Origin of the sequence: Paracidovorax wautersii, assembly GCF_900113035.1 — a bacterium.
GTDB classification, from domain to species: domain Bacteria; phylum Pseudomonadota; class Gammaproteobacteria; order Burkholderiales; family Burkholderiaceae_C; genus Paracidovorax; species Paracidovorax wautersii.
The window spans coordinates 395,838-420,673 of the sequence record NZ_FONX01000004.1 but is presented as its reverse complement, the minus strand read 5'-3'; the positions used below and the strand labels follow the sequence as shown (position 1 = coordinate 420,673).

Sequence of the window (24,836 nt, the reverse complement as noted above, 5' to 3'; positions counted from 1 at the left end):
TGAACTGACCCCCAGAAGTTGGATGAACTTCAAGGGGTTTCATGAAGAGGTACGAAGTGGAGTTCAAGCTGGAAGTTGTCCAGAGCTTCTTGGAAGGCGAAGGCGGCGCGAAGCTTTTGGCTCGGCGGTGGTCGGTTCCCGAGGAGAAGATCCGCACTTGGGTGAGCCATTACCGTCTCCACGGCATCGACGGCTTGAGCCCCAAGCGCAGCGCGTACAGTGCGCAGTTCAAGCTGCAGGTGCTGGCTCATCAGGATCGCGAGCAGCTTTCCAGCCGTCAGGTCGCGGCGATCTATGACATTCGCAATCCAAACCAGGTCGTGGTCTGGCGACGCAATCTCGATCAAGGCCGCTGGCAAGCGCGCGAGAGGGGGAAAGAAGAGCAGCCCAAGATGAAGCCAGAACGGCGCTCTGCAGCACCGTCGAGCACGGTCGTTGCCGATGCGGAGAGAACCTTGCGGGAAGAGAACGAACGACTGCGCGCGGAGGTCGCGTACCTAAAAAAATTGCAGGCCTTAATTCGGTCGAAGAGGTCAGCTGCGCCGACAAAGCGCGCCTGATTGCCGGGTTGAGGCATGACCATAAGTTGGCGGACCTGTTGCACATAGCGGGCCTGCCGCGCAGCACGTTCTACTACCAATGCCAGGCGACCCAGCACGCCGACCAGCAACGCGCAGTGGAAGCCAGAATCCGCACCATTTACGACGAGCACAAGGGCCGCTACGGATACCGACGCATCACTGCGGTGCTGTGCAATTCAATGGCAGAACCGGTCAACCACAAGTGCGTGCAGCGTCTGATGCAGAAGATGGGGCTGCGCGCGTTGATTCGGGCGAAGAAGAGATCTCGGCATGTTCCGGGCATGAGCGATGAGCACGTGCCCAACGTTCTGCAGCGCGACTTCTGTGCGACCGCCCCGAACCAGAAGTGGGCGACCGATGTCACCGAGTTCAATGTGAGCGGCCACAAGCTCTACCTGTCGGCCTGTATGGACCTGTACAACGGCGAGATCGTCGCGTACCGCATGGCAAGGCGTCCGGTCTTCGAGATGGTTTCCAGCATGCTTGAAGCCGCGCTCTCACGGGCCAGTTGCGTCACCAACCTGATCGTGCACTCCGACCAAGGCTGGCACTACAAGATGCAGCCCTACCGAGCAATGCTCGCGCGACGCGGAGTCAAGCAAAGCATGAGCCGCAAAGGCAACTGCCTCGACAACGCGGCAATTGAAAGCTTCTTCGGCACTCTGAAGGCCGAGTATTTCCATCTCGAAAGGCCCGACAGCGTTGATGCGCTCGAAGCGGGCGTGCATGATTACGTCAACTACTACAACCACGAGCGCATCAAGCTCGGGCTGCAGGGGCTCAGTCCGGTGGGGTACCGATTGAGAAGCTCCGCCTGATCGGCGGAATCGTGACCGTCCAACTTCTGGGGGGCAGTTCAATGCCGGGGCGATTCATCCTGAGGTGCAGCCGTGGGACGGCCACCTGCCCTCAGGTTGTGCCTCACCCACGACCTGTGGCTTGCCGGGCAGGTATCTCACAACCCTTAACGAAAGCCTTCGACAGCAGACTTCCGAGATCGGCCGCCGAAATCCGAAGCAGCTTTTCACGCCAGCGATGCTACGGACGTCATTGCCATATCTCTCGAAGAAAACTGGCTTGACGCTCCAGGATGTTGTCGCGTGTGGGCCTGTCAAGCACGTGCCCCTGGCCTTCAAAGGTCACAAGGTCGCACCGACTTCCCAAACCCCGCGCTCGCTCGCAGAACAGCCTACTCCGCTCAATAGGCGTGGTTTTGTCTGCGTCACCCTGCGTGATGAGAGTGGGAACAATACTTTTTGATAAGGTGTGTGCGGGGGACAATGAAGCAGGTGCTGCATGCCCTTTCATCAGATCACGGAACAGGCCGTCTGAGACAGCGTCAACTACGGGTGAGACAAGCAGCAATGCGTCAGGGCCGCCATTGCCGGAGCTACCCTCTGCCGAACCGCATCCAACCGTCGCCGCAGACGTCACGAGTTGCCCACTGGAGGAAATTCCCCACAGTGCAATCCGTGATGGTGCGAGACCAAGCTTTTTCGCATTGCTTCTCAGGAACGATAGAGCGTTGCAAACGTCCGAGAATGATTCGACTGGAGAGTTTGTTTTATCCACCAACCTGTACTCAAGCACCACAGAAACAAAACCTTTGTCAGCGAATAGACGCGCGGGCCTGAAAAGCTGCTCAGGTCTGCCGCGCGACCATGCGCCGCCTTGCACAAAGAGAATCGCGGGCCGCGCGTTACCCGAGGCTCCTGAAGGAGCAAACTCAAAAATGCGAAGATCGCGGCCCGCAACGCTACGGTACACCGAAGAAATCTGTGCCGCAGTTTTATCCAGGGGATCTTCAGCAGTCTGTGCGAAACTTAATGCGGCTAAGGAACCAAAGAACACAGCGCAGAGTTTGCGAAGTGCGCGCGATGTACCTGGGCAGCTCACACTCATCGAATCTCTCCTATAGGGATAGCCTGCTCCCAATTGCCGTACCACTCATTGCGAGGGAGTCCTGGGGGTCAAGGGTATCGCCAGTGCGGCGGTTGAAGTTGAACCTTCATCGCCAGCATGCTGGCGATGAAGGCGTGCGAAGCACCTGGGTGGCATGCGGCCCATGCTCAAATGCGGCCGCACCTCGTTGTAGTCCTGCACCCAGTCCCGGATCACGACGCGGGCCTGCGCCAGTGTCTCGAACCAGTGCTCGTTGAGGCACTCGTCGCGGAACTTGCCGTTGAAGCTCTCGATGTAGCCGTTCTGCGTTGGCGCGCCCGGCTCGATGAGGATGTGCTTGATGCCGTGCCGCTGGGCACAGCCAAGGAAGGCTCGGCTGGTGAACTCCGGCCCGTTGTCGGTGCGCACCGCCTGCGGGTAGCCCCGGAACCGCGCCGCCTGGTCCAGCAGCCGCGTGACGTATTCGCCACCGATGCCGAAGTCCACCGCGATGTCCACGCACTCGTGGCTGAAGTCGTCGGCCACCGTCAGGCACTTCAGCCGGCGGCCATTGCACAGGCTATCCGAGACGAAGTCCATGCTCCAGGTGGCGTTGACGTGGCTGGCCGCCACCAACGGCGTGCGCGCCCCCACCGGGCGCTTGGCCTTGGCGCGCTTGCGCACGGCCAAGTCTGCCGCGCGGTATAGCCGGTACACGCGCTTGTGATTGACGCCGGGGTGGGTGGTGCGCAGCAGGTCGTGCACGCGCCGGTAGCCGAAGCCGCGGCGCTGCAGCGCGATGGTCTTGATGGCTTCGGTCAAGGTCTGGTTCTCCGTGTTCACCACGGGTGGGTGGCGATAGGCATCTCGGCTCAGCCCCACAAGGCGGCAGGCGCGGCGCTCGCTGAGGTGGTGTTCGTCCACCATGCGACGCGCGGCGTCCCGGCGCACTTGCGGGGCTAGCGCTTTACGCCCAGCACGCTCTTGAGCGCGTGCATGTCCAGGTGTGCCTCGGCCAGCAGCTTCTTGAGCTTGCCGTTCTCCGCCTCAAGCTCGCGCAGCCGCACCGCCTCGCTGACCTGCAGGCCGCCGTACTTGGCCCGCCACTTGTAAAACGTGGCCTCGCTGAAGCCTTCCTTGCGGCACAGCTCCTTGATGCCCATCCCGGCCGTGGCCTGGTTCAGCAAGCCAATGATCTGCTGCTCGCTGTACTTGCTGGTTCTCATGTCCGTCATTCTCCAAAAGGACGGACTCGCTCTCGTTTAGGTTGGTACGGCAGGGAGGGAGCGGGTCACCGACGTGGGCCATTCTTGGGCCATCGAGGACCAAGATTTACTCCGAATCGTCATTCATGACGACCAAAAGCAAAAAAGCCCAAGTGCTTGATTCACTTGGGCTTTTTGCATGGATTCCTGGTCGGGGTGAGAGGATTCGAACCTCCGGCCTCTACGTCCCGAACGTAGCGCTCTACCAGGCTAAGCTACACCCCGATGGTCTGGAGCGCGTGCGTGTCAGACGCGGCGCTCAAGCAGCTGAGACGCCAATTGTAGCAGCGCTTCAGAGTAATTATTGACTGGCAGGCGTCTTGCCGCGTCGATGGCCTGCTGGGCCTGCTCTGCCGCGGCCTGCCTGGTGGCCTGCAGCGCGCCGGTTTGCCGCACGATGTCGATGACTTTGGACAGCTCGTCGGTCGCGCCGGCCTCGATGGCCTGGCGGATCAGTTCGCGCTGTTCCTGCGAGCCGCGCTGCATGGCGATGATCAGCGGCAGCGTCACCTTGCCTTCGCGCAGGTCGTCGCCCAGGTTCTTGCCCATCTCGCCGGCGTCGCCGTCGTAGTCGAGCACGTCGTCGATCACCTGGAAGGCCGTGCCCAGGGCCTGGCCGTAGTCGGCGCACGCGGCTTCGATTTCCGGCGTGTTCTGCGAGAGCACGGCGGCCAGGCGCGTGCTGGCCTCGAAGAGCTTGGCCGTCTTGGAGCGGATCACCTGCAGGTAGCCTGCTTCGCTCAGCGAGGCGTCATGGGTGTTCATGAGCTGCTGCACCTCGCCCTCAGCGATGATGTTCGTGGCCTCGGACAGGATCTGCATGATGCGCATGTCGTCGGCATCCACCATCATCTGGAAGGCGCGCGAGTGCAGGAAGTCGCCCACGAGCACGCTGGCCGGGTTGCCGAAGCTTTCGTTGGCGGTGGGGCGGCCGCGACGCAGCGTGGATTCGTCCACCACGTCGTCGTGCAGCAGCGTGGCCGTGTGGATGAATTCGATCACCGCTGCGATGTTGAAGCGCTGCGCTCCCTGGTAGCCGAGGGCGCCGCAGGCCAGCAGCAGCAGCGCCGGCCTGAGCCGTTTGCCCCCGGCGGAGATGATGTACCGGGCGACCTGGCCCACCAGGGGGACAGAGGAGTCGAGCCTTTGGGCAATCACTTCGTCCACTTGCGACATGTCGTCGGCAATGAGTGCAAGGGCGGATGCGGTGCTGTGTGAGTTGGCGGCCAAAGCGTTCGATGGGTTCTGGAGGTAAGCGGCGATTATAGAAAGAGCAGGAGGCTTCGTCGGGGCGGGGACGCATGGGCCCTGCGCCAGATCGCATTGAGCGGTGGGTGCAAGGCTGCGCCGATGGCCTGCTGCCGGCATGTGGCGGAGCGCGGGGCCTTGCCTCTATCCAGGGATCGTGCTACATTCGCCGGCTCTGCAAAAATTCGTTTGCGGGACTCACACTCAAGAGGTTTACATGTACGCGGTCATAAAAACCGGTGGCAAGCAATATCGCGTTGCTGCTGGCGAAAAAATTAAAGTAGAACAGATTGCTGCGGACGTAGGCCAGGAGATCGTGATCGACCAGGTTCTGGCAGTCGGCAACGGCGCTGAACTCAAGGTTGGCACTCCCCTGGTGTCCGGCGCTACGGTGACGGCTACGGTCGTCGCCCACGGCAAGCACGACAAGGTGCACATCTTCAAGATGCGCCGTCGCAAGCACTATCAGAAACGCCAAGGCCATCGCCAGCAGTTCACCGAACTGCAAATCGGTGCGATCGCCGGTTAACAGGAGCTGATCTCATGGCACAGAAAAAAGGCGGCGGCTCTACGCGAAACGGGCGCGATTCCAAGCCCAAGATGCTCGGTGTGAAGGCTTTCGGCGGTGAACTGATCAGCGCCGGCTCCATCATCGTGCGCCAGCGCGGCACGCGCTTCCACCCCGGCACGAACGTCGGCGTGGGCAAGGACCACACGCTGTTCGCCCTGGTGGACGGCCACGTTTCCTTCGGCACGAAGGGTGCGATGTCCAAGCACACGGTCAACGTGACTGCCGCCTGAGCGCAAGTCATCTGACGCTGTACAAAGCCCCGCAGGTCGGGGCTTTGTCGTTTTCGGGAATGCCGGGGTGTACCTCGCCGGCGTTCCTCGATGCCCCGCGCTGCGGGGCTCTTGCGTTTTCGGCATGTGACTGCCCGAAGGCGCCTTTTGTAAACTGGATGCCATGAAGTTCGTTGACGAAGCCTTTATCGACATTGCTGCCGGAGACGGCGGCAATGGCTGTGTCTCGTTCCGCCACGAGAAGTACAAGGAATTCGGAGGGCCGAATGGTGGCGATGGCGGGCGGGGCGGCCACGTCTTCGCGGTCGCCGATCCCAACCTCAATACCCTGGTGGATTTCCGCTATTCGCGCCGGCACGAAGCCAAGCGCGGAGAGCACGGCATGGGCTCGGACATGTTCGGCGCCGCGGGCGACGACATCACGCTCAAGATGCCGGTGGGCACCATCATTTCCGATGCCGAGACGGGCGAGGTGCTGTATGAACTGCTCAACCCGGGCGATGTGATCACCATCGCCAAGGGCGGCGACGGCGGCTTCGGCAACATGCGGTTCAAGAGCGCCATCAACCGCGCTCCGCGCCAGAAGACGCCCGGCTGGCCCGGCGAGCGCAAGAGCCTGAAGCTCGAATTGAAGGTGCTGGCGGACGTGGGCCTGCTGGGCATGCCCAATGCCGGCAAGTCCACCCTCATCTCGGCCGTGTCGAATGCGCGCCCGAAGATCGCCGACTACCCGTTCACGACCCTGCACCCCAATCTGGGCGTGGTGCGCGTAGGCCCCGAGCAGAGCTTCGTGATTGCGGATATCCCCGGCCTGATCGAAGGCGCCTCCGAGGGTGCCGGCCTGGGCCATCAGTTCCTGCGCCATCTGCAGCGCACCCGCCTCTTGCTGCATGTCATCGACATGGCGCCTTTCGACGACTCTGTGGACCCGGTGGCGCAGGCCAAGGCCATCGTGGAAGAGCTGCGCAAGTACGACGCCGAACTGCACGCCAAGCCGCGCTGGCTGGTGCTCAACAAGCTTGACATGGTGCCGGAGCAGGAGCGTGCCGCGCGCGTCAAGGATTTCGTCAAGCGCTTCAAGTGGAAGGGCCCGGTGTTCGAGATCTCCGCGCTGACCCGCGAAGGCTGCGAGGCGCTGATCCATGCCATCTACAAGCATGTGCGTGCGGAACAGCAGGCGCTGATGGCGCCGGTCGAGATCGACCCCCGGTTCGCGGGCGACGCGCCCGAGTAGGGCGGAAGGCGGAGGGCGATCCCTCCGCGCTCTTGATGTTTGCTATCAAAAAGATAGCTATATGCGCTTGTCTTGCAAGCGCCAGATGCCTGGATGACCCTGAAAATGCTGCCCAATGTATTGCGTGATGCCCGCCGGATTGTGGTCAAGGTGGGTTCCAGCCTGGTGACCAACGAGGGCCGGGGGCTCGACGAGCAGGCGATCGGCGAATGGAGCCGGCAGCTCGCCGCGCTGGTGCGGGGCGACGGCGCCACCCGCCGCGAGGTGGTGATGGTCTCCAGCGGCGCGATCGCCGAAGGCATGAAGCGCCTGGGCTGGACCGCACGCCCGAGCGAGATCCACGAACTGCAGGCCGCGGCCGCCGTCGGCCAGATGGGGCTGGCGCAGATGTACGAAACCAAGCTGCGCGAGCAGGGCATGGGCAGCGCGCAGGTGCTGCTCACCCATGGCGATCTGGCCCACCGGGAGCGCTACCTCAACGCGCGTTCCACGCTGCTGACGCTGCTGCGCCTGGGCGTCGTGCCCGTCATCAACGAGAACGACACCGTCGTCACCGACGAGATCAAGTTCGGCGACAACGACACGCTGGGCGCGCTGGTGGCCAACCTGGTGGAAGCGGATGCGCTCGTCATCCTGACCGACCAGAAGGGCCTCTACACCGCCGACCCGCGCCGCGACCCCGCTGCGCAGTTCGTGCACGAAGCCCGCGCGGGCGATGTGGCGCTGGAGGCGATGGCTGGCGGTGCGGGTTCGAGCATCGGCAAGGGCGGCATGATCACCAAGATCCTGGCGGCCAAGCGCGCCGCTGGCTCGGGGGCTTCGACCGTGATCGCCTGGGGCCGCGAGCCGGACGTGCTGATGCGGCTGGCGCAGGGCGAGGCCATCGGCACGCTGCTGGTGGCCCAGACGGCCAAGCAGCAGGCGCGCAAGCAATGGATGGCCGATCACCTGCAGCTGCGCGGCTCGGTGTCCGTCGATGCCGGCGCGGCCGCCAAGGTGCGCGACGAGGGCAAGAGCCTGCTGCCCATCGGCATGGTGGCGGTGGAGGGCGAGTTCTCCCGCGGCGACGTGATCGCCGTGCGCGATACCGAAGGGCGGGAGATCGCCCGGGGCCTTGCCAACTACGCCAGCGCCGAGGCGCGCCTGCTGTGCCGCAAGCCTTCGGCGGAGATCGAGCGTCTGCTGGGCTACATCGCCGAGCCGGAAATGATGCACCGTGACAACCTGGTGCTGACCGGTGGCGCGAAGCCCCAGGCTGCCGTGGCGGCCGCAGCCCTGCAGGGCTGAAAGAGAAAGAGCCCTTGGCGGGCTCTTTGTGGGCTGTCTAAAGAAGGAAGGCCCGCCGGACTGGGTGCCTTGCGGGGCGTTCGGGCTGAAGCCGAAAGTGCCTGCCTCATCGCTGAGGCCGATGGCAACTCAGGTCCGTTCGCCTTGCGGGTCCGGATCGAAGCTGGCGCCGGGCGGCAGCTCGACACCAGGACTCAGCAGCAGCGAACCCGCACGATGCATGGCGCCGCCGGTGTTGCCGGCATCCGCACCATCGCGCGAGCGCATGCCGCTGCGCAGGTAGCGATTGCGCTGCTCCTGGCGTGGCAGGAAACGGGCCAGTTCGGTCAGCGCCATTTCATAGACGCCGCGCTTGAATTCGACCACCACGTCCAGCGGCACCCAGTAGTCGTTCCAGCGCCAGGCGTCGAATTCCGGATGGTTGGTGGCGCGCAGGTTCAGATCCCAGTCGTGGCCGACGAGCTGCAGCAAATACCAGATCTGCTTTTGGCCCTTGTAGTGGCCGCGCGCATCGCGCCGTATATACCGGTCAGGCACCTCGTAGCGCAACCAGTCCCGGGTTCGGGCGACCACGCGAACGTGATTCGGCTGCAATCCCACCTCTTCGTGCAGTTCCCGGAACATCGCCTGCTCGGGCGTTTCGCCCCTGTCGATGCCCCCTTGCGGGAACTGCCAGCTGTGGGTGCGAATGCGCTTGCCCCAAAATACCTGGTTTTTCTGGTTGAGCAGGATGATGCCGACGTTCGGCCTAAAGCCGTCCCGGTCAAGCATAATCTAACCCCAAATTTTTAAACTGTGTCCATTATGCACGTCGCTTTACGAGCGACAAGCGGAGTGGTCCCGGCTGCCTGAAATCGCCCGATGAAAGCTTCCCAATTTTTCGTTTCCACCCTCAAAGAAGCACCTGCGGACGCCGAGGTGGTGAGCCACAAGCTCATGATGCGCGCAGGCCTCATCAAGAAGCTGGGGGCCGGCATCTACAACTACATGCCCATGGGCCTGCGCGTGGTGCGCAAGGTGGAAGCCATCGTGCGTGAAGAGATGAACCGCGCTGGCGCCGTGGAATGCACCATGCCCGTGGTGCAGCCGGCCGAGCTCTGGCAGGAGACCGGCCGCTTCGACAAGATGGGCCCCGAGCTGCTGCGCATCAAGGACCGCCACGGGCGTGACTTCGTGATCCAGCCGACCAGCGAGGAAGTGGTCACGGACATCGCCCGGCAGGAGCTGCGCAGCTACAAGCAGCTGCCCAAGAACCTCTACCAGATCCAGACCAAGTTCCGCGACGAACGGCGCCCGCGCTTCGGCCTGATGCGTGGCCGCGAGTTCACCATGAAGGACGCCTACAGCTTCGACCGCGACATGGCCGGCGCCAAGGCCAGCTATCAGGTCATGGCGCAGACCTATCGCCGCATCTTCGATCGCTTCGGCCTGACCTACCGTGCCGTGGCGGCCGACAGCGGCGCCATCGGCGGCGACCTGAGCGAGGAATTCCAGGTGATCGCTGCGACGGGCGAGGACGCCATCGTCTATTGCCCGGCGAGCGACTACGCCGCCAACATGGAAAAGGCCGAGGCCCTGCCGCCGGCCGGCCCGCGCCCTGCCGCCGCGCAGCCGCGCACGCTGACCCCCACGCCGGGCAAGAGCACCTGCGCCGACGTGGCCGCGCTGCTGGGCGTGCCGCTCCAGAGCACGGTCAAGTCGCTGGTGCTGGCCACCGACGAGACCAATGCCGAAGGCGAGATCGTCAAGAGCCAGGTGTGGCTGCTGCTGCTGCGCGGCGACCATGACATGAACGAGATCAAGGTCTCCAAGGTGCCGGGGCTGGAAGCGGGCTTCCGCTTCGCCACCCTGTCCGAGATCGAAACCCACTTCGGCTGCAAGCCCGGCTACCTGGGCCCGCTGGAACTCAAGCAGCCCGTCAAGCTGGTGGTGGACCGCGAAGTGGCCGTGATGGCCGACTGGATCTGCGGCGCGAACCAGCCCGACTTCCACATCACCGGCGTGAACTGGGGCCGCGACCTGCCCGAGCCCGAACTGGTGGCCGACCTGCGCAACGTCGTCGCGGGCGACCCGTCGCCGGACGGCAAGGGCGAGCTGGCCATCGAGCGCGGCATCGAGGTGGGCCACGTGTTCTACCTGGGCACCAAGTACAGCCGCGCGATGAACGCCACCTTCCTCGGCGAAGACGGCAAGCCCGCCTTCTTCGAGATGGGCTGCTACGGCATCGGCATCACGCGCCTGCCCGCCGCCGCCATCGAGCAGAACCATGACGAGCGCGGCATCATCTGGCCCGACGCGATCGCACCGTTCACCGTGGTGGTCTGCCCGGTGGGCATGGACCGCAGCGAGGCGGTGAAGGCCACGGCCGAGCAGATCTATGCCGACCTGCTGGCTGCCGGCGTGGACGTGATCCTGGACGACCGTGGCGAGCGCCCCGGCGCCATGTTCGCCGACTGGGAACTGATCGGCGTGCCGCACCGCGTGACCATCGGCGACAAGAGCCTGAAGGAAGGCGTGGTCGAATACCAGCAGCGCCGTGACGCCGCAGTGACCAAGGTCGCCGTCGCCGACATCCTCGCCCACGTGAAGGGCCGAGTGGCGGTATGAGCCCGCTGGCCCCTCGCGGTGTGGGGCCGGAGCCCGCTGCGGCGGGCATGAGCCGCCGCAAGCTGCTGCGCATGGCATCGGTGTCCGCTGCGGGGCCGGCCGTCTGGCTGGGCCTGCCGCAGGCGGCCCATGCCGGCGGGCAGATCGAAGAGCCGCTGGCGGATTCCGTGCGCTCGGCGCTCAGCTTCGCGATCGCCTCCCAGGAGCCGCTGGAGCCCACCTTCGCCTCCACCGAGGCGCGGCTCGGCTACCTGCGCTGGATGGCGGCCATGAGCGACCGCCTGCGCTCGCGCAAGCCCGATGGGCAGGTCCGCCGGGATTTCCTGCAGACCGTCTGGTACGAGTCCAAGCGCGCGGGGCTCGATGTTTCCCTGGTGCTGGGGCTGATCCAGGTCGAGAGCGCGTTCCGCAAGTTCGCCGTCTCCAGCGTCGGTGCCCGGGGCTACATGCAGGTCATGCCGTTCTGGACCCGCGTGATCGGCGACGGCGATGCGAGCAAGCTGTTCCAGATGCAGACCAATCTACGCTTCGGCTGCGTCATCCTGCGGCACTACCTGGACCGCGAGCAGGGCGATCTCTACATGACGCTGGGCCGCTACAACGGCAGCCGGGGCAAGCCCGCCTATCCGAACGCGGTGTTCGCGGCGCAGCGCAACTGGTTCTTCCAGGAGCGCCTGGCGCACGGCGGTTCCTCGGCGGCCTGAGCCGGAAACCGCGCCGCACCGCACCGCTGCGGCGGCTGATCGATCTCAGTGCGCGTTGCCGGCCGCCGGGGCGCCGTCCACCAGCCGCGAGACCATCACCTGGTCGATGCGGTAGCTGTCCACGTCCAGCACTTCGAACTTGTAGCCGTCCCAGTTAACGCTGTCCGTGCGGCGGGGCACGCGGCGCAGCATGACCATCAGGAAGCCGGCGAGCGTCTCGTATTCGCCGGCATGGGGCAGGCTGTCGAGGTTCAGGGCGCGCAGCACGTCTTCCACGGGCGTCACGCCGTCGATGAGCCAGGAGTTCTCGTCGCGCCGCACGATCTGTTCTTCGTCTGTGGGGCTGATGAGGTCGCCCATCACGGTGCTCATCACGTCGTTGAGCGTGACCACGCCCACCACCAGGCTGTATTCGTTCACGATGACCGCGAAGTCCTCATGCACCTGGCGGAACTGCTCGAGCACCTCGCCCAGCGAGAGGCGGTCGGGCACGATGAGCACCTTGCGCACCAGGCCTTCGTCGGCCAGCGAGATGGGCTGGTTGTTCAGCACGCGCTGGAAGAGGTCCTTGGCATCGACATAGCCCACCACGTGGTCGATGTCGCCATCGCACACCGGGTAGGTCGAGAAGGGTTCTTCCGCGATGCGCGCGCGGATCACGGTGTCCGGGTCGTCGCGCAGGAAGTAGGCGATGCGGTCGCGCTGCGACATGGCGCTGGAGACGGTGCGGGTGTCGAGCTCGATCACGTTCTCGATCACCTGCTGCTCGCGTGCCGCCAGCACGCCGGAGCGCGCGCCCGCTTCCATCATGGCCAGGATGTCGTCCGCCGTGACGCGGTCGTCCCGCAGCGACGAGAGGCCCAGCATGCGGAACAGCAGGTCGGCGCTGCGGCTGTAGAGCCAGACCAGCGGCTGAAGGATGGCCATCAGCACCTTCATGGGCCGTGCCACGCGCAGCGCGAGCATTTCGGGGTTGGCCATGCCCAGCCGCTTGGGGAACAGGTCGGCGAACAGGATGAAGAGCGAGGTGATGATGGTGAACGACGCGAGGAAGCCCAGGGTCTGCGCCTGCGCATCGTCCAGCCAGAGCCCCAGCAGGCCGGTGAAATGCGGGCTCAGCGCGCCTTCGCCCACGATGCCGCCCAGGATGGCGACGGCGTTCTGCCCGACCTGCACCACGGTGAAGTAGTCGCCCGGCTGCTCCTGGATGCGCATCACCCGTTCGGCCCGGGGATCGCCCTCGTCCGCCATCTGCCGCAACCGCAGGCGGCGCGATGCCGCGAGGGAGATTTCTGCCAGCGAGAAGAACGCGCTGGCGACGATCAGCAAACCGATGACGAATAGGCTTTGGGAAAAATTCATGGACAGCGGACGGGCTGCGTGCGGTGCCGCACGGCGAGCCTGAGTGTAGCGGGGCGCAGCGGGCGGCCCGCCCGCTGCCCAGGCCGGCGGGCTACTGCACGAAGCCGATGCGCGTCTTGCGGGCCGTGCCGGGTGGCAGGTCGGCCACCTCCACGGCGCCGCGCCGGGCCAGGCGGGCGTTGCCGAAGCCGGTCATCCAGGCGCGCCGCATCTCGCGCGGCGGCATATGGGCGAGCGCGTCCAGCACGTCCGCTTCCGGCTCGGGGTCCAGCAGGCGGCCCCAGTCGTGGCTGGCGCGGATCTCCTGGTAGAGCTGCCGGGCGATGGAGCGGGCTTGGTCCGGCGTGGGCGCCGGCACCTCGAACACGTTCATGCGGTTGAGGATGGGGTCGGGGATGCCGCGCTCGTCGTTGGCCGTGGTGATCCAGATGACCTGGCTGGCATCGATGGCGACCTCGGCGAACTCGTCGGTGAAGCTCTGCGCGGTGTCGTGCTCCAGCAGGCCGTAGAGCGCGCCCAGCGGGTCGTACTGCGCGTCGCACGCGGCCTTGTCGATCTCGTCGATGACGATGACGGGGTTGGCGTATTCGCCTTCGACCAGCGCCTCGAACACCTTGCCGGGGCGTGCGCCCTTCCATTGCGAGGACGAGCCCGAGAGCAGCCAGCCCGCCGTCATGGAGCTCATCGGCACCAGGTTCATGCCCGTGCCCAGCAGCTGGGCCAGCTGGCGGGCGAAGTGCGTCTTGCCGATGCCGGGTACGCCCAGCAGCAGCATGGGTGTGACCTCCAGGCCGTCGCTGCAGTCCTGCGCCAGGGCGACGTGGCGCTTGACGTCGTCCAGCACCTCGGTGAAGTTGGGCAACTGCTCGTAGAGGCCGGCCATGTCGGGCACGCCCGCCGGCTTGACCTGGAAGCGTTCGGGCCCACGCTCGAGCATGCGTTCATAGACGGCGCGCAGGCCGTCGTGGTCGCGCTGGTTGCCGGCATCGTTCAGGCGCCTCAGGCGCCGCTCCACATCGCCGGGCTGGAACACGTTGCGGACCCGGGCCACCGGCAGGCTCAGTGCCGAAGGCTGCGGGACGAGGCTGTGCGAGGAAGATGTACTGCTGCTGGTGCTCATGTCGCGCTGCTCCCGGTTGAAGAAGACACGGATTCATTCAAGCACACAACATGCCGGCAGTGAACGCTGGAAAAACCCGGTCAACCTGTCGGTGATGAGCGCATTGCCCGCGCTTGCGGCCGGGCATGAAAAAAGCCGCCCGGAGGCGGCTGGCTGGCAAGCGGGGGGATGAGCGCCTGGGAGCGGCTGACACAACCCAGCGAAGCGGTTCTGGCGAGGCGCCGCATCGAAGGCAGTACGGCTGGTACGACGAGATGCGGCAACGACGCCAGAAGGGCTGTGTCGGCCGCTCTTACTGGGGCGTGCCCAGCACTTGCTTGAGCTCGCCCGACTCGTACATCTCCATCATGATGTCCGAGCCGCCGATGAATTCGCCCTTGACGTAGAGCTGCGGGATGGTGGGCCAGTTGCTGTATTCCTTGATGCCCTGGCGGATTTCCGGATCTTCCAGCACGTTCACGGTGGCCACGCTCTTGGGGTCCACGCCGCAGGCTTTCAGGATCTGGATGGCACGGCCGGAGAAGCCGCACATCGGAAAGCTGGCGCTGCCCTTCATGAACAGCAGGATGTCGTTGGATTTGACGAGGGCGTCGATGCGTTGCTGTGCGTCGCTCATGGGTGAATCTCCTGAAGGAATGGGCTGTGGCCAGGGCGCCGCAGCGAATGCATGATTATTTCACTGTCTGCGGCGCGGCGTGCGGCGCACGGCCGGGGCGTCTTGTCACAGGGGGCGCATGCCGCCCGTGCAGCGCGCCACGCCCGCCAGGTCGGCGCGGCTTTGCACCTGCGCGAAGCCGGCCGCGCTCAGCAGCGCCTGCACGGCTTCGGCCTGGTCCCAGCCGTGCTCCAGCAGCAGCCAGCCGCCTGCCGCGAGCCGGGCCGGGGCCTGCTGCACGATGGTGCGGATGTCGTCCAGACCGTCGGCGCCGCTGGCCAGGGCCTGGGCAGGTTCGTGCGTGAGGGCGGCCAGATGCGGGTCGCCCTCGGCGATGTAGGGCGGGTTGCTCACGATCAGATCGAAGGGGCCCTCGATGCCGTCCAGCCAGTGGCCGTGGCGCATCTGCACGGGCAGGCCCAGGCGCTGGGCGTTGCCGCGGGCCACTTCCAGCGCATCGGCGCTGGCGTCCACGGCCGTGACCTGTGCCGTGGGGCGCTGCCGCTGCAGGGCCAGGGCGATGGCGCCGCTGCCGGTGCCCAGGTCCACCACGCGTGGGGCGGGCAGGGGGGCGATCGCTTCGAGCGCCCAGTCCACCAGGGTTTCGGTGTCGGGGCGCGGGTCGAGCACGCGTGCATCCACCTGCAGGGGCAGGCCGTAGAACTCCTTGGTGCCGGTGAGGTAGGCGACGGGCTCGCCGGCCGCGCGGCGGCGGCACAGGCGTTCGAAGCCCTCCTGGGCTGCCAGGCCGAGCGGATCGGTGTCATGCACCAGCAGCCAGGCGCGGTCGCCGTGCGGGCGGCCCAGCGTGTGCAGCAGCAGCAGTTGCGCATCGATGCGGGCCAGGCCTTGTGCCTGGGCCTGGGCGAGTGCCTGGGCGACGGTCTGCGGGGTGGTGGGGTTTGGTATCAATTTGATAGCGCAGTGCGCAGATGCAGGGCGGGCTGCAGGCCATTTTGGGGTCGATCCATGGCCTGAGGCACACGGGAAGGCTTCAGCGGAATTCCCGTTCGCGCAGCCACTTGGTGGCGATCCATTTCTCGCCGCGGATGACGGGCGCGCCGCCATGCAGGCTGCGGGTGCCGGGGTGCGGCCGGTCGTAGCTGAAGAACACGGCATTGCCGCGACGCGGGGCCACTTCCAGCTGCACGTCGGGGAAGGTGGTGCCGCCGCCTTGCTCGGGGTCGTTCAGGTAGATCACCAGCGTGGCCACGCGCTGGCCGCCGCGCCGCAGGATGGTGGGCGTGCCGGGCTCTTCGGGATCGAAATAGTCGTAGTGCGGCTTGTACTCGGCGCCCGGGCGGTAGTGCAGCACCTGCAGGCCTTCGCCGTTCTCGACGGGCCAGCGCACGAGTTGCGCGATGCGCGCCTCCAGCCGCGCGACGACGTCGTTCTCTCCACGCTGGAAGAACATGCCGTCGCTGGTGCGGTCGTCGTTGACCTCTTCGCCGCCGGTGCGCGTCGCCACAGTCAGCGAGCGCGCCATGCGCGGCTCGGCGGCGGCGATGAGCGCATCGCATTCCTCAGGCGAGAGCAGGTTGCCGAACAGCACGACGCGGGGCGCATGCAGCGACATCAGCACCTCGACCTCGCGGTCGCCCACGTCGATGCGGGCGGGCGACTGGCTCAGGTCGGGCTCGGGGATGGGGCGCTGCGCGGTCTTCGGCGCCGCTGCGCCGGCAGAGCCGGGCTGGGTCTTGTCGCGCAGCGCATCGGTCAGCACCGTTTCCATGGCGTGCACGGCGACGGCCTCGTCCCAGCCCGCGTCCAGCATGGACTGCAGCACCACCGGGCCGGTGAAGCCGGCCTCGGCCTGTTCGATGATCCAGGCGCGCAACTCCGGCGTGACGGGCTGGCGCAAGGTGGTTGCAGAGGCAGAGGCAGAACGGGATTGGGAAGACATGGCGGTCGTCGTGCGTGCGTTGGCGTGGAACGGAGGCGGCCCGTGCCCTGGCGCTCAGCCGGCGGTCTTGCGGCGGAACACCAGGCGGTCGGGCGCGGACGCGGCAGGGGCAAAAGCATAGCCCTCCGCATCAAAACCCTCGAGCTGGCGCGGGGTTGCCACCCGGTGCTGGATGGCGTGGCGCGCCATCAGCCCGCGCGCGCGCTTGGCGTGGAAGCTGATGATCTTGTAGGTGCCGCCTTTCCAGTCCTCGAACACGCATTCGATCACGCGGGCCTTGAGCACCTTGCGGTCCACCGACTTGAAGTATTCCTGCGAGGCCAGGTTGACCACCACCGGCGTGGCGTCGGCCTGCAGCCGGGTGTTGAGGTGCTCGGCGATGCGCGAGCCCCAGAACTGGTAGAGGTTGGCGCCGGCATCGGTGGCCAGGCGCGTGCCCATCTCCAGCCGGTAGGGCTGCATGCGGTCCAGCGGGCGCAGCACGCCGTAGAGGCCGCTCAGGATGCCCAGGTGCTGCTGCGCCCAGTCCAGCTCGTCCGGCGTGAGGCTCTGCGCCTGCAGGCCCTCATAGACGTCGCCGTTGAAGGCCATCACGGCCTGGCGCGAATTGGCGGCCGTGAACTTCGGTTCCCAGGCTGCATAGCGGCCCACGTTCAGCGCGGCCAGCGCGTCGCTGATGTGCATGAGCGATGCGATCTGCTGCGGCGATTGTCCGCGCAGCACCTCGATCAGCCGGGTGGAGTCGGCCACGAACTGCGGCTGCGTGTGCGGCAGGCCTTCGGGCAGCGGCGTGTCGTAATCCAGCGATTTGGCGGGGGACAGCAGAAACAGCATGGCGGTGCGGGCCTGTCGTGAGTGATCGGTGGGAGCGGGGCGGGCGATGGAGGCGCCCCGCAATGGGCTGCGGCCCGTGAAGGGCCGCAGAAAGGGAACGAGGAGGCAGTGTGCCTCAAGCGCGGGCCGGCCAGCAGGGCAGGGGGCTTGCCCCTGGCTGCTGGCCGCCTGCGCGGCCACTACCGCGGCATCACGCCGTGGTGGATGGCTGATGCGGCGCTTGCTGTTGCTGCTCGAACGGCAGCGTCAGGTCGCGCAGGTCGCGGCGGGTTTCCACCAGCACCAGCGGGCCTTCGTCCAGCACCACCACCGGGGGCCGTTCGCGCGGCACATGCACCGGGCGGGGTTCGGCGGCGATGGCGGCCTGTGCGGCAGCGATCTTCTCGGCGTCGGAATTGACCCATTCCAGGCCGGAGCCTTGGGCCACCGAGATCAGCTCCTGCACGGGCAGCTCGAAGGTCTGCACGCGGGGCATGGCGCTTTCCGCCGGAGCAGCGGCTGCGGGAGCCGGTGCTGCTGCTGCCACGGGTGCCGGAGCCGGTGCGGGCATGGGCGCCGGTGCGGCCGGGGCTGCCGCGACCGGTGCAGCTGCCACGGGAGCGGCGGCAACCGGAGCGGCGGCAACCGGAGCGGCGGCAACCGGAGCGGCTGCGGGCTCGGATGGCTGAGCTTCGGCTGCTGCGGCAGGCGCTGCCACTTCTGCCGTGGCCTGCGCTGCCGGGGCGGCAGCAGCGGCCGCTGCATTGAAGTAGCTGCGGCGCGGCGCGTCCTGCGCGGCGTCGGCGCCTGCCTGCGGCTGTGCGGCTGCGGCGGGGGCATCGAAGGCTTGCGCTGCGGCGGCTTCTACCGGTGCCTGCTGGCCTTCGCCGGCTGCGGCCTCGGCGTCGCGCGGGGCGCGGTCGCCACGGTCGGCGCGATCGCGGCGGTCACGGCCATAGCGGTCGCGGGAGCGGCGCTGGCGGCCTTCCTCGCCGCCGTTGGCGGGGCCGGCGCTGGGGGCTGCCGTTGCGGAGTCGGGACTGTTCAGGTCCAGATCGGGCAGGGCGGCCAGGGGCGACACGGCTTCGGCGAAGTCGCCTGCAGCGGGGGCTGCGCCGTCGCCTTGGCGCGGTGCGCGTTCGCCACGTCCACCACGTTCGCCTCGGCTGCCGCGCTCGCCGCGTTCACGGCCTTCGCCGCCACGCTCGCCACGTGGGCCGCGCTCGCCGTTGCGTTCACCATTGCGCGGTGCGCGCTCGGTGCGGGCTTCGCCGTTCGCGTCGTCCAGGGCCACGCCTGCGGCAGCGGCCACCGCTGCTGCGGGCATGCCGTCAGCGGGCAGTGCGGCCGATGCGCTGCGCGGCTCGCCGCGTTCGCCTCGTTCGCGGCCACCGCGGCCTTCACGGCCCTCGCGGCGGGCTTCGCCTTCGGGGCGGTCGCCACGGCTCTCGCGGCCTTCGCGGCCGTTGCGGCTTTCACGGCCTTCCAGGCCTTCGCGGGGCGGACGGCTCTCGCGTCCCTCGCGGGCCTCGCGACCTTCACGGCCCTCGGCGGCGCGGCCTTCGCGGCCTTCGTTGCGGCGGCCACGGCCTTCGCCGGTGCCATTGCCGTTCGTGCCGTTGCCGGCGGCGTCGCGCTGGCCTGGGCGGCCATCACGGCCTTCGTTGCGGCGGCCGCGGCCATCGCGGCGGGCTTCGCCGCGTTGGCCGTTACCGGCTTCGGGCGTGGCAGCGGGTGCCGGGGCGGGGGCTGCGACCGGCGCAGGCGCCGGGCCGAAGCCGAACAGGCTCTTGAGCCAGGCGAGGAAGCCTTGCTCCTGCACCGGCGCCGGGCGCACGGGTGCGGCCGGTGCCTGGGCCGGGCGGGCCGCGGCGGCAGGCTGCGCAGGGGCCGCAGCACCGTTGCGCGGTGCGCGGGTGGCGCCTTCGGGGCGGGGTTCGGCCACCGGAGCGGGCGCGTCGGGCAGCACGCCCTTGATCACCGGGGTCTGGCGGTTGGTGGGTTCCTGCGAGCGGCGCGTGACGGCGGTCGGGTCCTCGACTTCCTCGGCGAGCTTGTAGCTGGCTTCGATGTGGTCCAGGCGCGGGTCGTCGTGCTTGAGGCGCTCGAGCTTGTAGTTCGGCGTTTCCAGCGTCTTGTTGGGCACCATCAGCACGGCCACGCGCTGCTTGAGTTCGATCTTGGCGATCTCGGTGCGCTTTTCGTTCAGCAGGAACGAGGCCACTTCCACGGGCACCTGGCAGTGCACGGCGGCCGTGTTGTCCTTCATGGACTCTTCCTGGATGATCCGCAGGATCTGCAGGGCGGAGCTTTCCGTGTCGCGGATGTGGCCGGAGCCGCCGCAGCGCGGGCAGGGGATGGACGAGCCTTCCGACAGCGCGGGCTTGAGGCGCTGGCGGCTCATTTCCATCAGGCCGAACTTGCTGATCGTGCCGAACTGCACGCGGGCGCGGTCCTGGCGCAGCGCGTCGCGCAGGCGGTTTTCCACTTCGCGGCGGTTCTTCGACTCTTCCATGTCGATGAAGTCGATCACGATCAGGCCGCCCAGGTCGCGCAGGCGCATCTGGCGGGCCACTTCGTCGGCGGCTTCCAGGTTGGTGCGGGTGGCGGTTTCCTCGATGTCGCCGCCCTTGATGGCGCGGGCCGAGTTCACGTCCACGGAGACCAGGGCTTCGGTGTGGTCGATCACGATGGCGCCGCCGGAGGGCAGGGTCACGGTGCGGGCGTAGGCCGACTCGATCTGGTGCTCGATCTGGAAGCGGCTGAAGAGCGCCGCGTCGTCGCGGTAGCGCTTGACCTTGGAGGCATGCTCGGGCATGACGTGCGCCATGAACTGGTGCGCCTGCTCGTAGATGTCGTCGGTGTCGATGAGGATGTCACCGATGTCGTTGTTGAAGTAGTCGCGGATGGCGCGGATGACCAGAGACGATTCCTGGTAGATCAGGAAGGCGCCCTTGCCGCCCTTGGCCGCGCCGTCGATGGCGGTCCAGAGCTTGAGCAGGTAGTTCAGGTCCCACTGCAGTTCGGGCGCCGAGCGGCCGATGCCGGCGGTGCGCGCGATGATGCTCATGCCCTTGGGGTACTCGAGCTGGTCCATCGCCTCCTTGAGCTCGGCACGGTCCTCGCCCTCGATGCGGCGCGAGACGCCGCCGCCGCGGGGGTTGTTGGGCATCAGTACCACGTAGCGGCCGGCCAGGCTCACGAAGGTGGTGAGGGCCGCGCCCTTGTTGCCGCGCTCTTCCTTCTCGACCTGCACCAGCAGTTCCTGGCCTTCGCGGATCACGTCGTTGATGCGTGCCTGATTGGGCGAGACGCCTTCGGCGAAGTACTGGCGGGAGATTTCCTTGAACGGCAGGAAGCCGTGGCGGTCTTCGCCGTAATCGACGAAGCAGGCTTCCAGCGACGGCTCGACGCGCGTCACCACCGCCTTGTAGATGTTGCCCTTGCGTTGTTCGCGTCCCTCGATCTCGATCTCATAGTCCAGCAGCTTCTGGCCGTCCACGATGGCAAGACGCCGTTCTTCGGGCTGCGTGGCGTTGATGAGCATCCGCTTCATGATGCGATTCCTTTTCGTTGTCGTTGCGGCGCGCCCGGCAGCTGCTGGCTTGTCGTGCTCAAGCTGCTGGCCGCGCGTGCCGCGGATTTCCAAACCAATGACGGGCTCTAGAGGAGCCGTGATTGCCTGGACTGACGCATCGAAACGAAGGGAGGAATGGCCGGATGCCGCGCGGCTGCAAAGCGTCTAGCTTCGCAGGCGAGGTGGTGGCGCGTGGATGGGGGCGAGCCGGGCTGCGCAGAGGACCGCTACGAAAGGTATAGCGGCTGGCACTTGCCGGACGGGCGCTGCGGGCATGTCACGCACCCATGCCAGAGGCGCATGCCTCTGCCAAAGGGTCGCAATCCAAGCCAGCAATGCCCACATAGTTGTCGCTTCGATCCGCCGACCTGTGGTGCCCGTGTGGGGCGACCGGCCGGCTTGGGGATTCCGTGTTCAGTGTTTCAATTCGTCAGCCTGCCGCGCGACATGTGGGCTGCACAGGCATCCAGGCCTGCAATCCGCGCACACGACGCCCGTGGGCAATCGACCTCCTGCGCAGCATGCCGGGTTGGGTGGACTAAACTCCAGACAAATCAACCACTTACACAACGTAGCGCAGGTGAAACACATTATAGGGGGCAAACCGGTCCCAGACTCTGCCCCGGCCGCGACAGTACCGTCGGCCCGCATCGTGCAGGTCGATGCGGAGTCGGCCGGCCAGCGGCTCGACAACTTTTTGATACGCCATTTGAAGGGCGTTCCCAAGACCCACGTCTATCGCATCATCCGCAGCGGCGAAGTGCGCATCAACAAGGGCCGCGCCAGCGCCGACACCCGCGTGGAGGACGGCGACCAGGTGCGCCTGCCGCCGGTGCGCGTGTCCGACAAGGTGGCCGAAAAGGCCGAGCGCCCGGCGCCCGCGCGCGAATTTCCGGTACTGCTTGAAGACGACTACCTCATCGCCATCGACAAGCCCGCCGGAACGGCGGTGCATGGCGGCAGCGGCGTGAGCTTCGGCGTGATCGAGCAGCTGCGCCAGGCCCGGCCGCAGGCGAAATTCCTGGAGCTCGTGCACCGGCTGGACCGCGAGACCTCGGGCATTTTGCTGGTGGCCAAGCGGCGCTCGTCGCTGGTGGCGCTGCAGGACCAGTTCCGCGAACGCGAAACGGGCAAGACCTATCTGGCCCTGGTGGCCGGCACCTGGCCGGCCAACAAGAAGGTGATCGACACGCCGCTGCACAAATACCTGCAGGCCGATGGCGAGCGGCGCGTGCGCACCACCACGGCCGACGACCCGGACGGCATGCGCTCGATCACCCTGGTCAAGGTGCGCTCGGTGCTGCCGCCGCGCCCGCAGCAGGGGCTGCCCGCCATGAGCCTGCTCGAAGTCACCATCAAGACCGGCCGCACGCACCAGATCCGCGTCCACCTCTCCAGCCAGGGGCACGGCATCGTGGGCGACGACAAATACGGCGATTTCGACCTCAACCGGCGGCTGCAGAAGCTGGGCCTCAAGCGCATGTTCCTTCATGCATGGCGGCTACAGTTCACCCACCCGGCCAGTGCCGAGCGCGTGGAATTGCGCGCCGAACTGCCGCCCGAACTGGCCGACTACGTTTCCGGACCCGCCTGATGAATACCTCCCGCCCCCGCCGTTTCGACCTGATCGCCTTCGATTGGGACGGCACGCTCTACGACTCCACCGCCATCATCGTGCGCTGCATCCAGGAAGCGGTGCGCGACGTGGGTGGCACCGTGCCCAGCGACCAGGCCGCCGCCTGGGTGATCGGCATGAGCCTCTCTCAGGCGCTGGCCCACGCCGCGCCCGACGTGCCGCCGGCCAAACATGCCGAGCTGGGCAACCGCTACCGTTACCACTATCTGAAGCACCAGGACGACCTGAGCCTCTTCGACGGCGTGATGCCCATGCTGCAGGCGCTGCGCGAGCGCGGCCACCTGCTGGCCGTGGCCACCGGCAAGAGCCGCCGGGGGCTGGACGAGCTGCTGCACACCGACGCGCTGCGCGGCGTGTTCGATGCCTCGCGCACCGCCGACGAGACCGCCGGCAAGCCGCATCCGCTGATGCTGCAGGAGCTGATGGCCGAATTCGGCGTGCCGCCCGAGCGCACGCTGATGATCGGCGACACCACCCACGACTTGCAGATGGCGCTGAACGCCGGCTGCGCCAGCGTGGGCGTGAGCTACGGCGCGCACGAGCCCGCGAGCTTCGAGCCACTGAATCCGTTGTTCGTGGCCCACGACCTGCGCGAACTGCACGAGGGCCTGCTGCAGCAGGCCTGACCGGGCGCGGCCCATCGAGCAAGACAGAACAGAAGGAAGCAGCCGTGGACCCGTCCACTCCCGCACCCGCTCCGCTGCCGCCCGGCGCAGGCCCCGACGCCGAGCCCGCGCCGCGCGAGATCGAGCTCTGCCCGTCGGCCGATCTGGTCGAGGGCGGCCTCGCCGTGGCGTTCGACGTGGTCCGCTACGGCCAGGTCAGCCGCGCCTTCGCCGTGCGCTACCAGGGCCGCGTGCATGCCTATCTGAACCGCTGCACCCATGTGCCGATCGAGCTGGACTACCAGCCCGGCCGCATCTTCGACGACACCGGCAACTGGCTGCTCTGCGCCACCCACGGCGCCGCCTACCGGCCGGACAATGGCCATTGCGTGGGCGGCCCCTGCCGCGGCGGGCTGGTGAAAATCGCCATCTCCGAAAGCGGCGGCATGGTCCGCTGGCATACTGCGCCCCACCTCCAACCCGTAGAGTTCTGATTCATGACCGATCCCACCCGCACCGATCCAACGGGTCCCGCGGAGAATCCGTCCCCCACGCCCGATCTGTGGGCGCAGGGTGCTCCTGAAAAAGTAGCGAAGCCCGCCGCTGCCGTCGCCGATCGCCCCGGCTGGGAGCGCGACGTGCTCGAAAAGCTCGTTTTCTCCACGCTGTCCGAGCAGCGCTCGGCGCGCCGCTGGCGCACCTTCTCGCGCCTGGCCTGGCTGGTCTTCGCCATCGCCATCGCCTGGGTGGTGCTGCAGCGCGACGCCGCCACCGTGAGCAAGTCCACGCCCCACACGGCCGTGGTGGACATCAAGGGCGAGATCGCCGCCGGCGCCGATGCGAGCGCCGAATTCGTCGTGGCCGCCATGCGCAGCGCCTTCGAGGATTCCGGCTCGCAGGCCGTGGTGCTGCTCATCAATTCGCCGGGCGGCAGCCCGGTGCAGGCGGGCATCATCAATGACGAGATCGTGCGCCTCAAGGCCAAGTACAACAAGCCGGTCTATGCCGTGGTGGAAGAAAGCTGCGCCTCGGCCGCCTACTACATCGCCTCGGCGGCCGACGAGATCTACGTGGACAAGGCCAGCATCGTCGGCAGCATCGGCGTGCTGATGGACGGCTTCGGCTTCACCGGTGCCATGGACAAGCTGGGCGTGGAGCGCCGGCTCATCACCTCCGGCGCGAACAAGGGCTTCCTCGACCCGTTCAGCCCCATGTCGGAAAAGCAGCGCGCCTTCGCGCAGCAGATGCTCGACCAGATCCACGAGCAGTTCATCGCCGTGGTCAAGAAGGGCCGCGGCGCCCGCCTGAAGGTGACCGACGAAACCTTCAGCGGCCTGTTCTGGACCGGCCAGCAGGCCGTGGAAATGGGTCTGGCCGACCACCTGGGCAACCTGGACTACGTGGCCCGCGAAGTGGTCAAGGCCGAGGACGTGATCGACTACACCCGCCGCGACAACGTCGCCGAGCGGCTGGCCAAGAAGTTCGGCGCGGCCATGGGCGAGACGGCGGTGCGCGCACTGCAGGCCGTGCCGGCCATCCGCTGATCGGCGGCATGTG

General features: G+C 66.9%; 22 protein-coding genes and 1 tRNA gene. 11 read left to right on the top strand and 12 right to left on the bottom strand.

The genetic code is table 11. The features are described from left to right. The first annotated feature begins 41 nt into the window (after positions 1-41). Positions 42-1,399, top strand: a protein-coding gene (locus BM070_RS08970; RefSeq protein ID WP_245785156.1) for an IS3 family transposase whose coding sequence is annotated in 2 segments (ribosomal slippage) — positions 42-519 and positions 519-1,399 — 1,359 coding nt in all. Because the reading frame shifts where the segments join, the coding sequence is not laid out codon by codon here. A gap of 229 nt (positions 1,400-1,628) precedes the next feature. Here BM070_RS08970 and BM070_RS08965 read toward each other — a convergent pair. From BM070_RS08965 to BM070_RS08950, 4 genes are all read right to left on the bottom strand, one after another. Continuing rightward, positions 1,629-2,483, bottom strand: a complete 855-nt coding sequence (locus BM070_RS08965) for an alpha/beta hydrolase (RefSeq protein WP_092939232.1) — start codon at positions 2,481-2,483, stop codon at positions 1,629-1,631. A gap of 45 nt (positions 2,484-2,528) precedes the next feature. Next, a protein-coding gene (locus tag BM070_RS08960) for an IS3 family transposase (protein ID WP_245785155.1) occupies positions 2,529-3,688 on the bottom strand; the annotation gives its coding sequence in 2 pieces (ribosomal slippage) (positions 2,529-3,427 and positions 3,427-3,688; 1,161 coding nt in all). A gap of 187 nt (positions 3,689-3,875) precedes the next feature. Beyond that, positions 3,876-3,952: transfer RNA gene (locus BM070_RS08955), tRNA-Pro, on the bottom strand. Positions 3,953-3,973: 21 nt separating this feature from the next. After that, positions 3,974-4,957, bottom strand: coding sequence for a polyprenyl synthetase family protein (locus tag BM070_RS08950; RefSeq protein ID WP_092939231.1), 984 nt, complete (start codon positions 4,955-4,957; stop codon positions 3,974-3,976). Between the two features lie 235 nt (positions 4,958-5,192). On the opposite strand from BM070_RS08950, the gene rplU reads away from it, so the two are divergent. The 4 genes from rplU (at position 5,193) to proB (ending at position 8,297) form a co-directional block, all read left to right on the top strand. Continuing rightward, complete coding sequence (rplU, locus tag BM070_RS08945) at positions 5,193-5,504, top strand: 50S ribosomal protein L21 (protein WP_092939230.1); 312 nt, start codon at positions 5,193-5,195, stop codon at positions 5,502-5,504. Between the two features lie 14 nt (positions 5,505-5,518). Next, positions 5,519-5,776 carry a 50S ribosomal protein L27 gene (gene rpmA, locus BM070_RS08940; RefSeq protein ID WP_092939229.1) on the top strand — a complete coding sequence of 86 codons (258 nt, stop codon included), beginning with the start codon at positions 5,519-5,521 and terminating at the stop codon, positions 5,774-5,776. A 163-nt stretch (positions 5,777-5,939) separates the two neighbouring features. Continuing rightward, a complete protein-coding gene (gene cgtA, locus BM070_RS08935; protein WP_092939228.1) occupies positions 5,940-7,010 on the top strand; it encodes an Obg family GTPase CgtA in 1,071 nt (356 codons plus the stop codon). A 105-nt stretch (positions 7,011-7,115) separates the two neighbouring features. Then, positions 7,116-8,297 (top strand): glutamate 5-kinase, encoded by a 1,182-nt coding sequence (proB, locus tag BM070_RS08930; protein WP_092939258.1) that lies wholly within the window; start codon positions 7,116-7,118, stop codon positions 8,295-8,297. A 129-nt stretch (positions 8,298-8,426) separates the two neighbouring features. Here proB and BM070_RS08925 read toward each other — a convergent pair whose 3' ends face one another. Next, positions 8,427-9,068, bottom strand: coding sequence for an RNA pyrophosphohydrolase (locus tag BM070_RS08925; protein WP_092939227.1), 642 nt, complete (start codon positions 9,066-9,068; stop codon positions 8,427-8,429). A gap of 90 nt (positions 9,069-9,158) precedes the next feature. Between BM070_RS08925 and BM070_RS08920 the strand changes: the two genes are divergently transcribed. Then, positions 9,159-10,904 carry a proline--tRNA ligase gene (locus BM070_RS08920; RefSeq protein ID WP_092939226.1) on the top strand — a complete coding sequence of 582 codons (1,746 nt, stop codon included), beginning with the start codon at positions 9,159-9,161 and terminating at the stop codon, positions 10,902-10,904. A 47-nt stretch (positions 10,905-10,951) separates the two neighbouring features. Further along, positions 10,952-11,608 (top strand): lytic transglycosylase domain-containing protein, encoded by a 657-nt coding sequence (locus BM070_RS08915; RefSeq protein WP_092939225.1) that lies wholly within the window; start codon positions 10,952-10,954, stop codon positions 11,606-11,608. Between the two features lie 45 nt (positions 11,609-11,653). Here BM070_RS08915 and paeA read toward each other — a convergent pair whose 3' ends face one another. The 7 genes from paeA to BM070_RS08880 form a co-directional block, all read right to left on the bottom strand. Further along, a complete protein-coding gene (gene paeA, locus BM070_RS08910) occupies positions 11,654-12,970 on the bottom strand; it encodes a polyamine export protein PaeA (protein ID WP_092939224.1) in 1,317 nt (438 codons plus the stop codon). A 91-nt stretch (positions 12,971-13,061) separates the two neighbouring features. Next, a complete protein-coding gene (locus BM070_RS08905) occupies positions 13,062-14,090 on the bottom strand; it encodes an AAA family ATPase (protein ID WP_092939223.1) in 1,029 nt (342 codons plus the stop codon). 292 nt (positions 14,091-14,382) lie between these two features. Then, positions 14,383-14,706, bottom strand: coding sequence for a Grx4 family monothiol glutaredoxin (gene grxD, locus BM070_RS08900; protein ID WP_092939222.1), 324 nt, complete (start codon positions 14,704-14,706; stop codon positions 14,383-14,385). Between the two features lie 105 nt (positions 14,707-14,811). Next, entirely contained in the window at positions 14,812-15,657 is an 846-nt protein-coding gene (gene prmC / locus BM070_RS08895) for a peptide chain release factor N(5)-glutamine methyltransferase (protein ID WP_245785154.1), read from the bottom strand. Positions 15,658-15,739: 82 nt separating this feature from the next. Then, the gene (locus tag BM070_RS08890) at positions 15,740-16,648 is read right to left on the bottom strand and encodes a prolyl hydroxylase family protein (RefSeq protein WP_092939220.1); all 909 of its coding nucleotides are present in this window, start codon (positions 16,646-16,648) and stop codon (positions 15,740-15,742) included. A gap of 54 nt (positions 16,649-16,702) precedes the next feature. Beyond that, positions 16,703-17,482 carry a peroxide stress protein YaaA gene (yaaA, locus tag BM070_RS08885; protein WP_092939219.1) on the bottom strand — a complete coding sequence of 260 codons (780 nt, stop codon included), beginning with the start codon at positions 17,480-17,482 and terminating at the stop codon, positions 16,703-16,705. Between the two features lie 190 nt (positions 17,483-17,672). Beyond that, positions 17,673-21,017, bottom strand: coding sequence for an Rne/Rng family ribonuclease (locus BM070_RS08880; protein ID WP_092939218.1), 3,345 nt, complete (start codon positions 21,015-21,017; stop codon positions 17,673-17,675). Positions 21,018-21,618: 601 nt separating this feature from the next. On the opposite strand from BM070_RS08880, the gene BM070_RS08870 reads away from it, so the two are divergent. The 4 genes from BM070_RS08870 to BM070_RS08855 all read left to right on the top strand — a co-directional run bounded on the left by BM070_RS08870 (position 21,619) and on the right by BM070_RS08855 (position 24,823). Continuing rightward, positions 21,619-22,632, top strand: coding sequence for an RluA family pseudouridine synthase (locus BM070_RS08870; protein WP_092939216.1), 1,014 nt, complete (start codon positions 21,619-21,621; stop codon positions 22,630-22,632). Continuing rightward, entirely contained in the window at positions 22,632-23,300 is a 669-nt protein-coding gene (locus tag BM070_RS08865) for an HAD-IA family hydrolase (RefSeq protein ID WP_092939215.1), read from the top strand. The genes BM070_RS08870 and BM070_RS08865 overlap by 1 nt, the downstream gene beginning before the upstream one ends. A gap of 74 nt (positions 23,301-23,374) precedes the next feature. Next, positions 23,375-23,773, top strand: a complete 399-nt coding sequence (locus BM070_RS08860) for a Rieske (2Fe-2S) protein (protein WP_092939257.1) — start codon at positions 23,375-23,377, stop codon at positions 23,771-23,773. A 3-nt stretch (positions 23,774-23,776) separates the two neighbouring features. After that, complete coding sequence (locus tag BM070_RS08855) at positions 23,777-24,823, top strand: S49 family peptidase (protein WP_092939214.1); 1,047 nt, start codon at positions 23,777-23,779, stop codon at positions 24,821-24,823. Positions 24,824-24,836: the final 13 nt, after the last annotated feature.

What these genes read in the sequence shown, in the direction of transcription:
- BM070_RS08965 (WP_092939232.1), bottom strand. Translation starts at nt 2,483, where the DNA reads ATGAGTGTGAGCTGCCCAGGTACATCGCGCGCACTTCGCAAACTCTGC.
- BM070_RS08905 (WP_092939223.1), bottom strand. Translation starts at nt 14,090, where the DNA reads ATGAGCACCAGCAGCAGTACATCTTCCTCGCACAGCCTCGTCCCGCAG.
- BM070_RS08880 (WP_092939218.1), bottom strand. Translation starts at nt 21,017, where the DNA reads ATGAAGCGGATGCTCATCAACGCCACGCAGCCCGAAGAACGGCGTCTT.
- proB (WP_092939258.1), top strand. Translation starts at nt 7,116, where the DNA reads ATGCTGCCCAATGTATTGCGTGATGCCCGCCGGATTGTGGTCAAGGTG.
- paeA (WP_092939224.1), bottom strand. Translation starts at nt 12,970, where the DNA reads ATGAATTTTTCCCAAAGCCTATTCGTCATCGGTTTGCTGATCGTCGCC.
- BM070_RS08920 (WP_092939226.1), top strand. Translation starts at nt 9,159, where the DNA reads ATGAAAGCTTCCCAATTTTTCGTTTCCACCCTCAAAGAAGCACCTGCG.
- BM070_RS08915 (WP_092939225.1), top strand. Translation starts at nt 10,952, where the DNA reads ATGAGCCGCCGCAAGCTGCTGCGCATGGCATCGGTGTCCGCTGCGGGG.
- BM070_RS08890 (WP_092939220.1), bottom strand. Translation starts at nt 16,648, where the DNA reads ATGTCTTCCCAATCCCGTTCTGCCTCTGCCTCTGCAACCACCTTGCGC.
- BM070_RS08925 (WP_092939227.1), bottom strand. Translation starts at nt 9,068, where the DNA reads ATGCTTGACCGGGACGGCTTTAGGCCGAACGTCGGCATCATCCTGCTC.
- rpmA (WP_092939229.1), top strand. Translation starts at nt 5,519, where the DNA reads ATGGCACAGAAAAAAGGCGGCGGCTCTACGCGAAACGGGCGCGATTCC.
- cgtA (WP_092939228.1), top strand. Translation starts at nt 5,940, where the DNA reads ATGAAGTTCGTTGACGAAGCCTTTATCGACATTGCTGCCGGAGACGGC.
- yaaA (WP_092939219.1), bottom strand. Translation starts at nt 17,482, where the DNA reads ATGCTGTTTCTGCTGTCCCCCGCCAAATCGCTGGATTACGACACGCCG.
- BM070_RS08855 (WP_092939214.1), top strand. Translation starts at nt 23,777, where the DNA reads ATGACCGATCCCACCCGCACCGATCCAACGGGTCCCGCGGAGAATCCG.
- grxD (WP_092939222.1), bottom strand. Translation starts at nt 14,706, where the DNA reads ATGAGCGACGCACAGCAACGCATCGACGCCCTCGTCAAATCCAACGAC.
- BM070_RS08865 (WP_092939215.1), top strand. Translation starts at nt 22,632, where the DNA reads ATGAATACCTCCCGCCCCCGCCGTTTCGACCTGATCGCCTTCGATTGG.
- rplU (WP_092939230.1), top strand. Translation starts at nt 5,193, where the DNA reads ATGTACGCGGTCATAAAAACCGGTGGCAAGCAATATCGCGTTGCTGCT.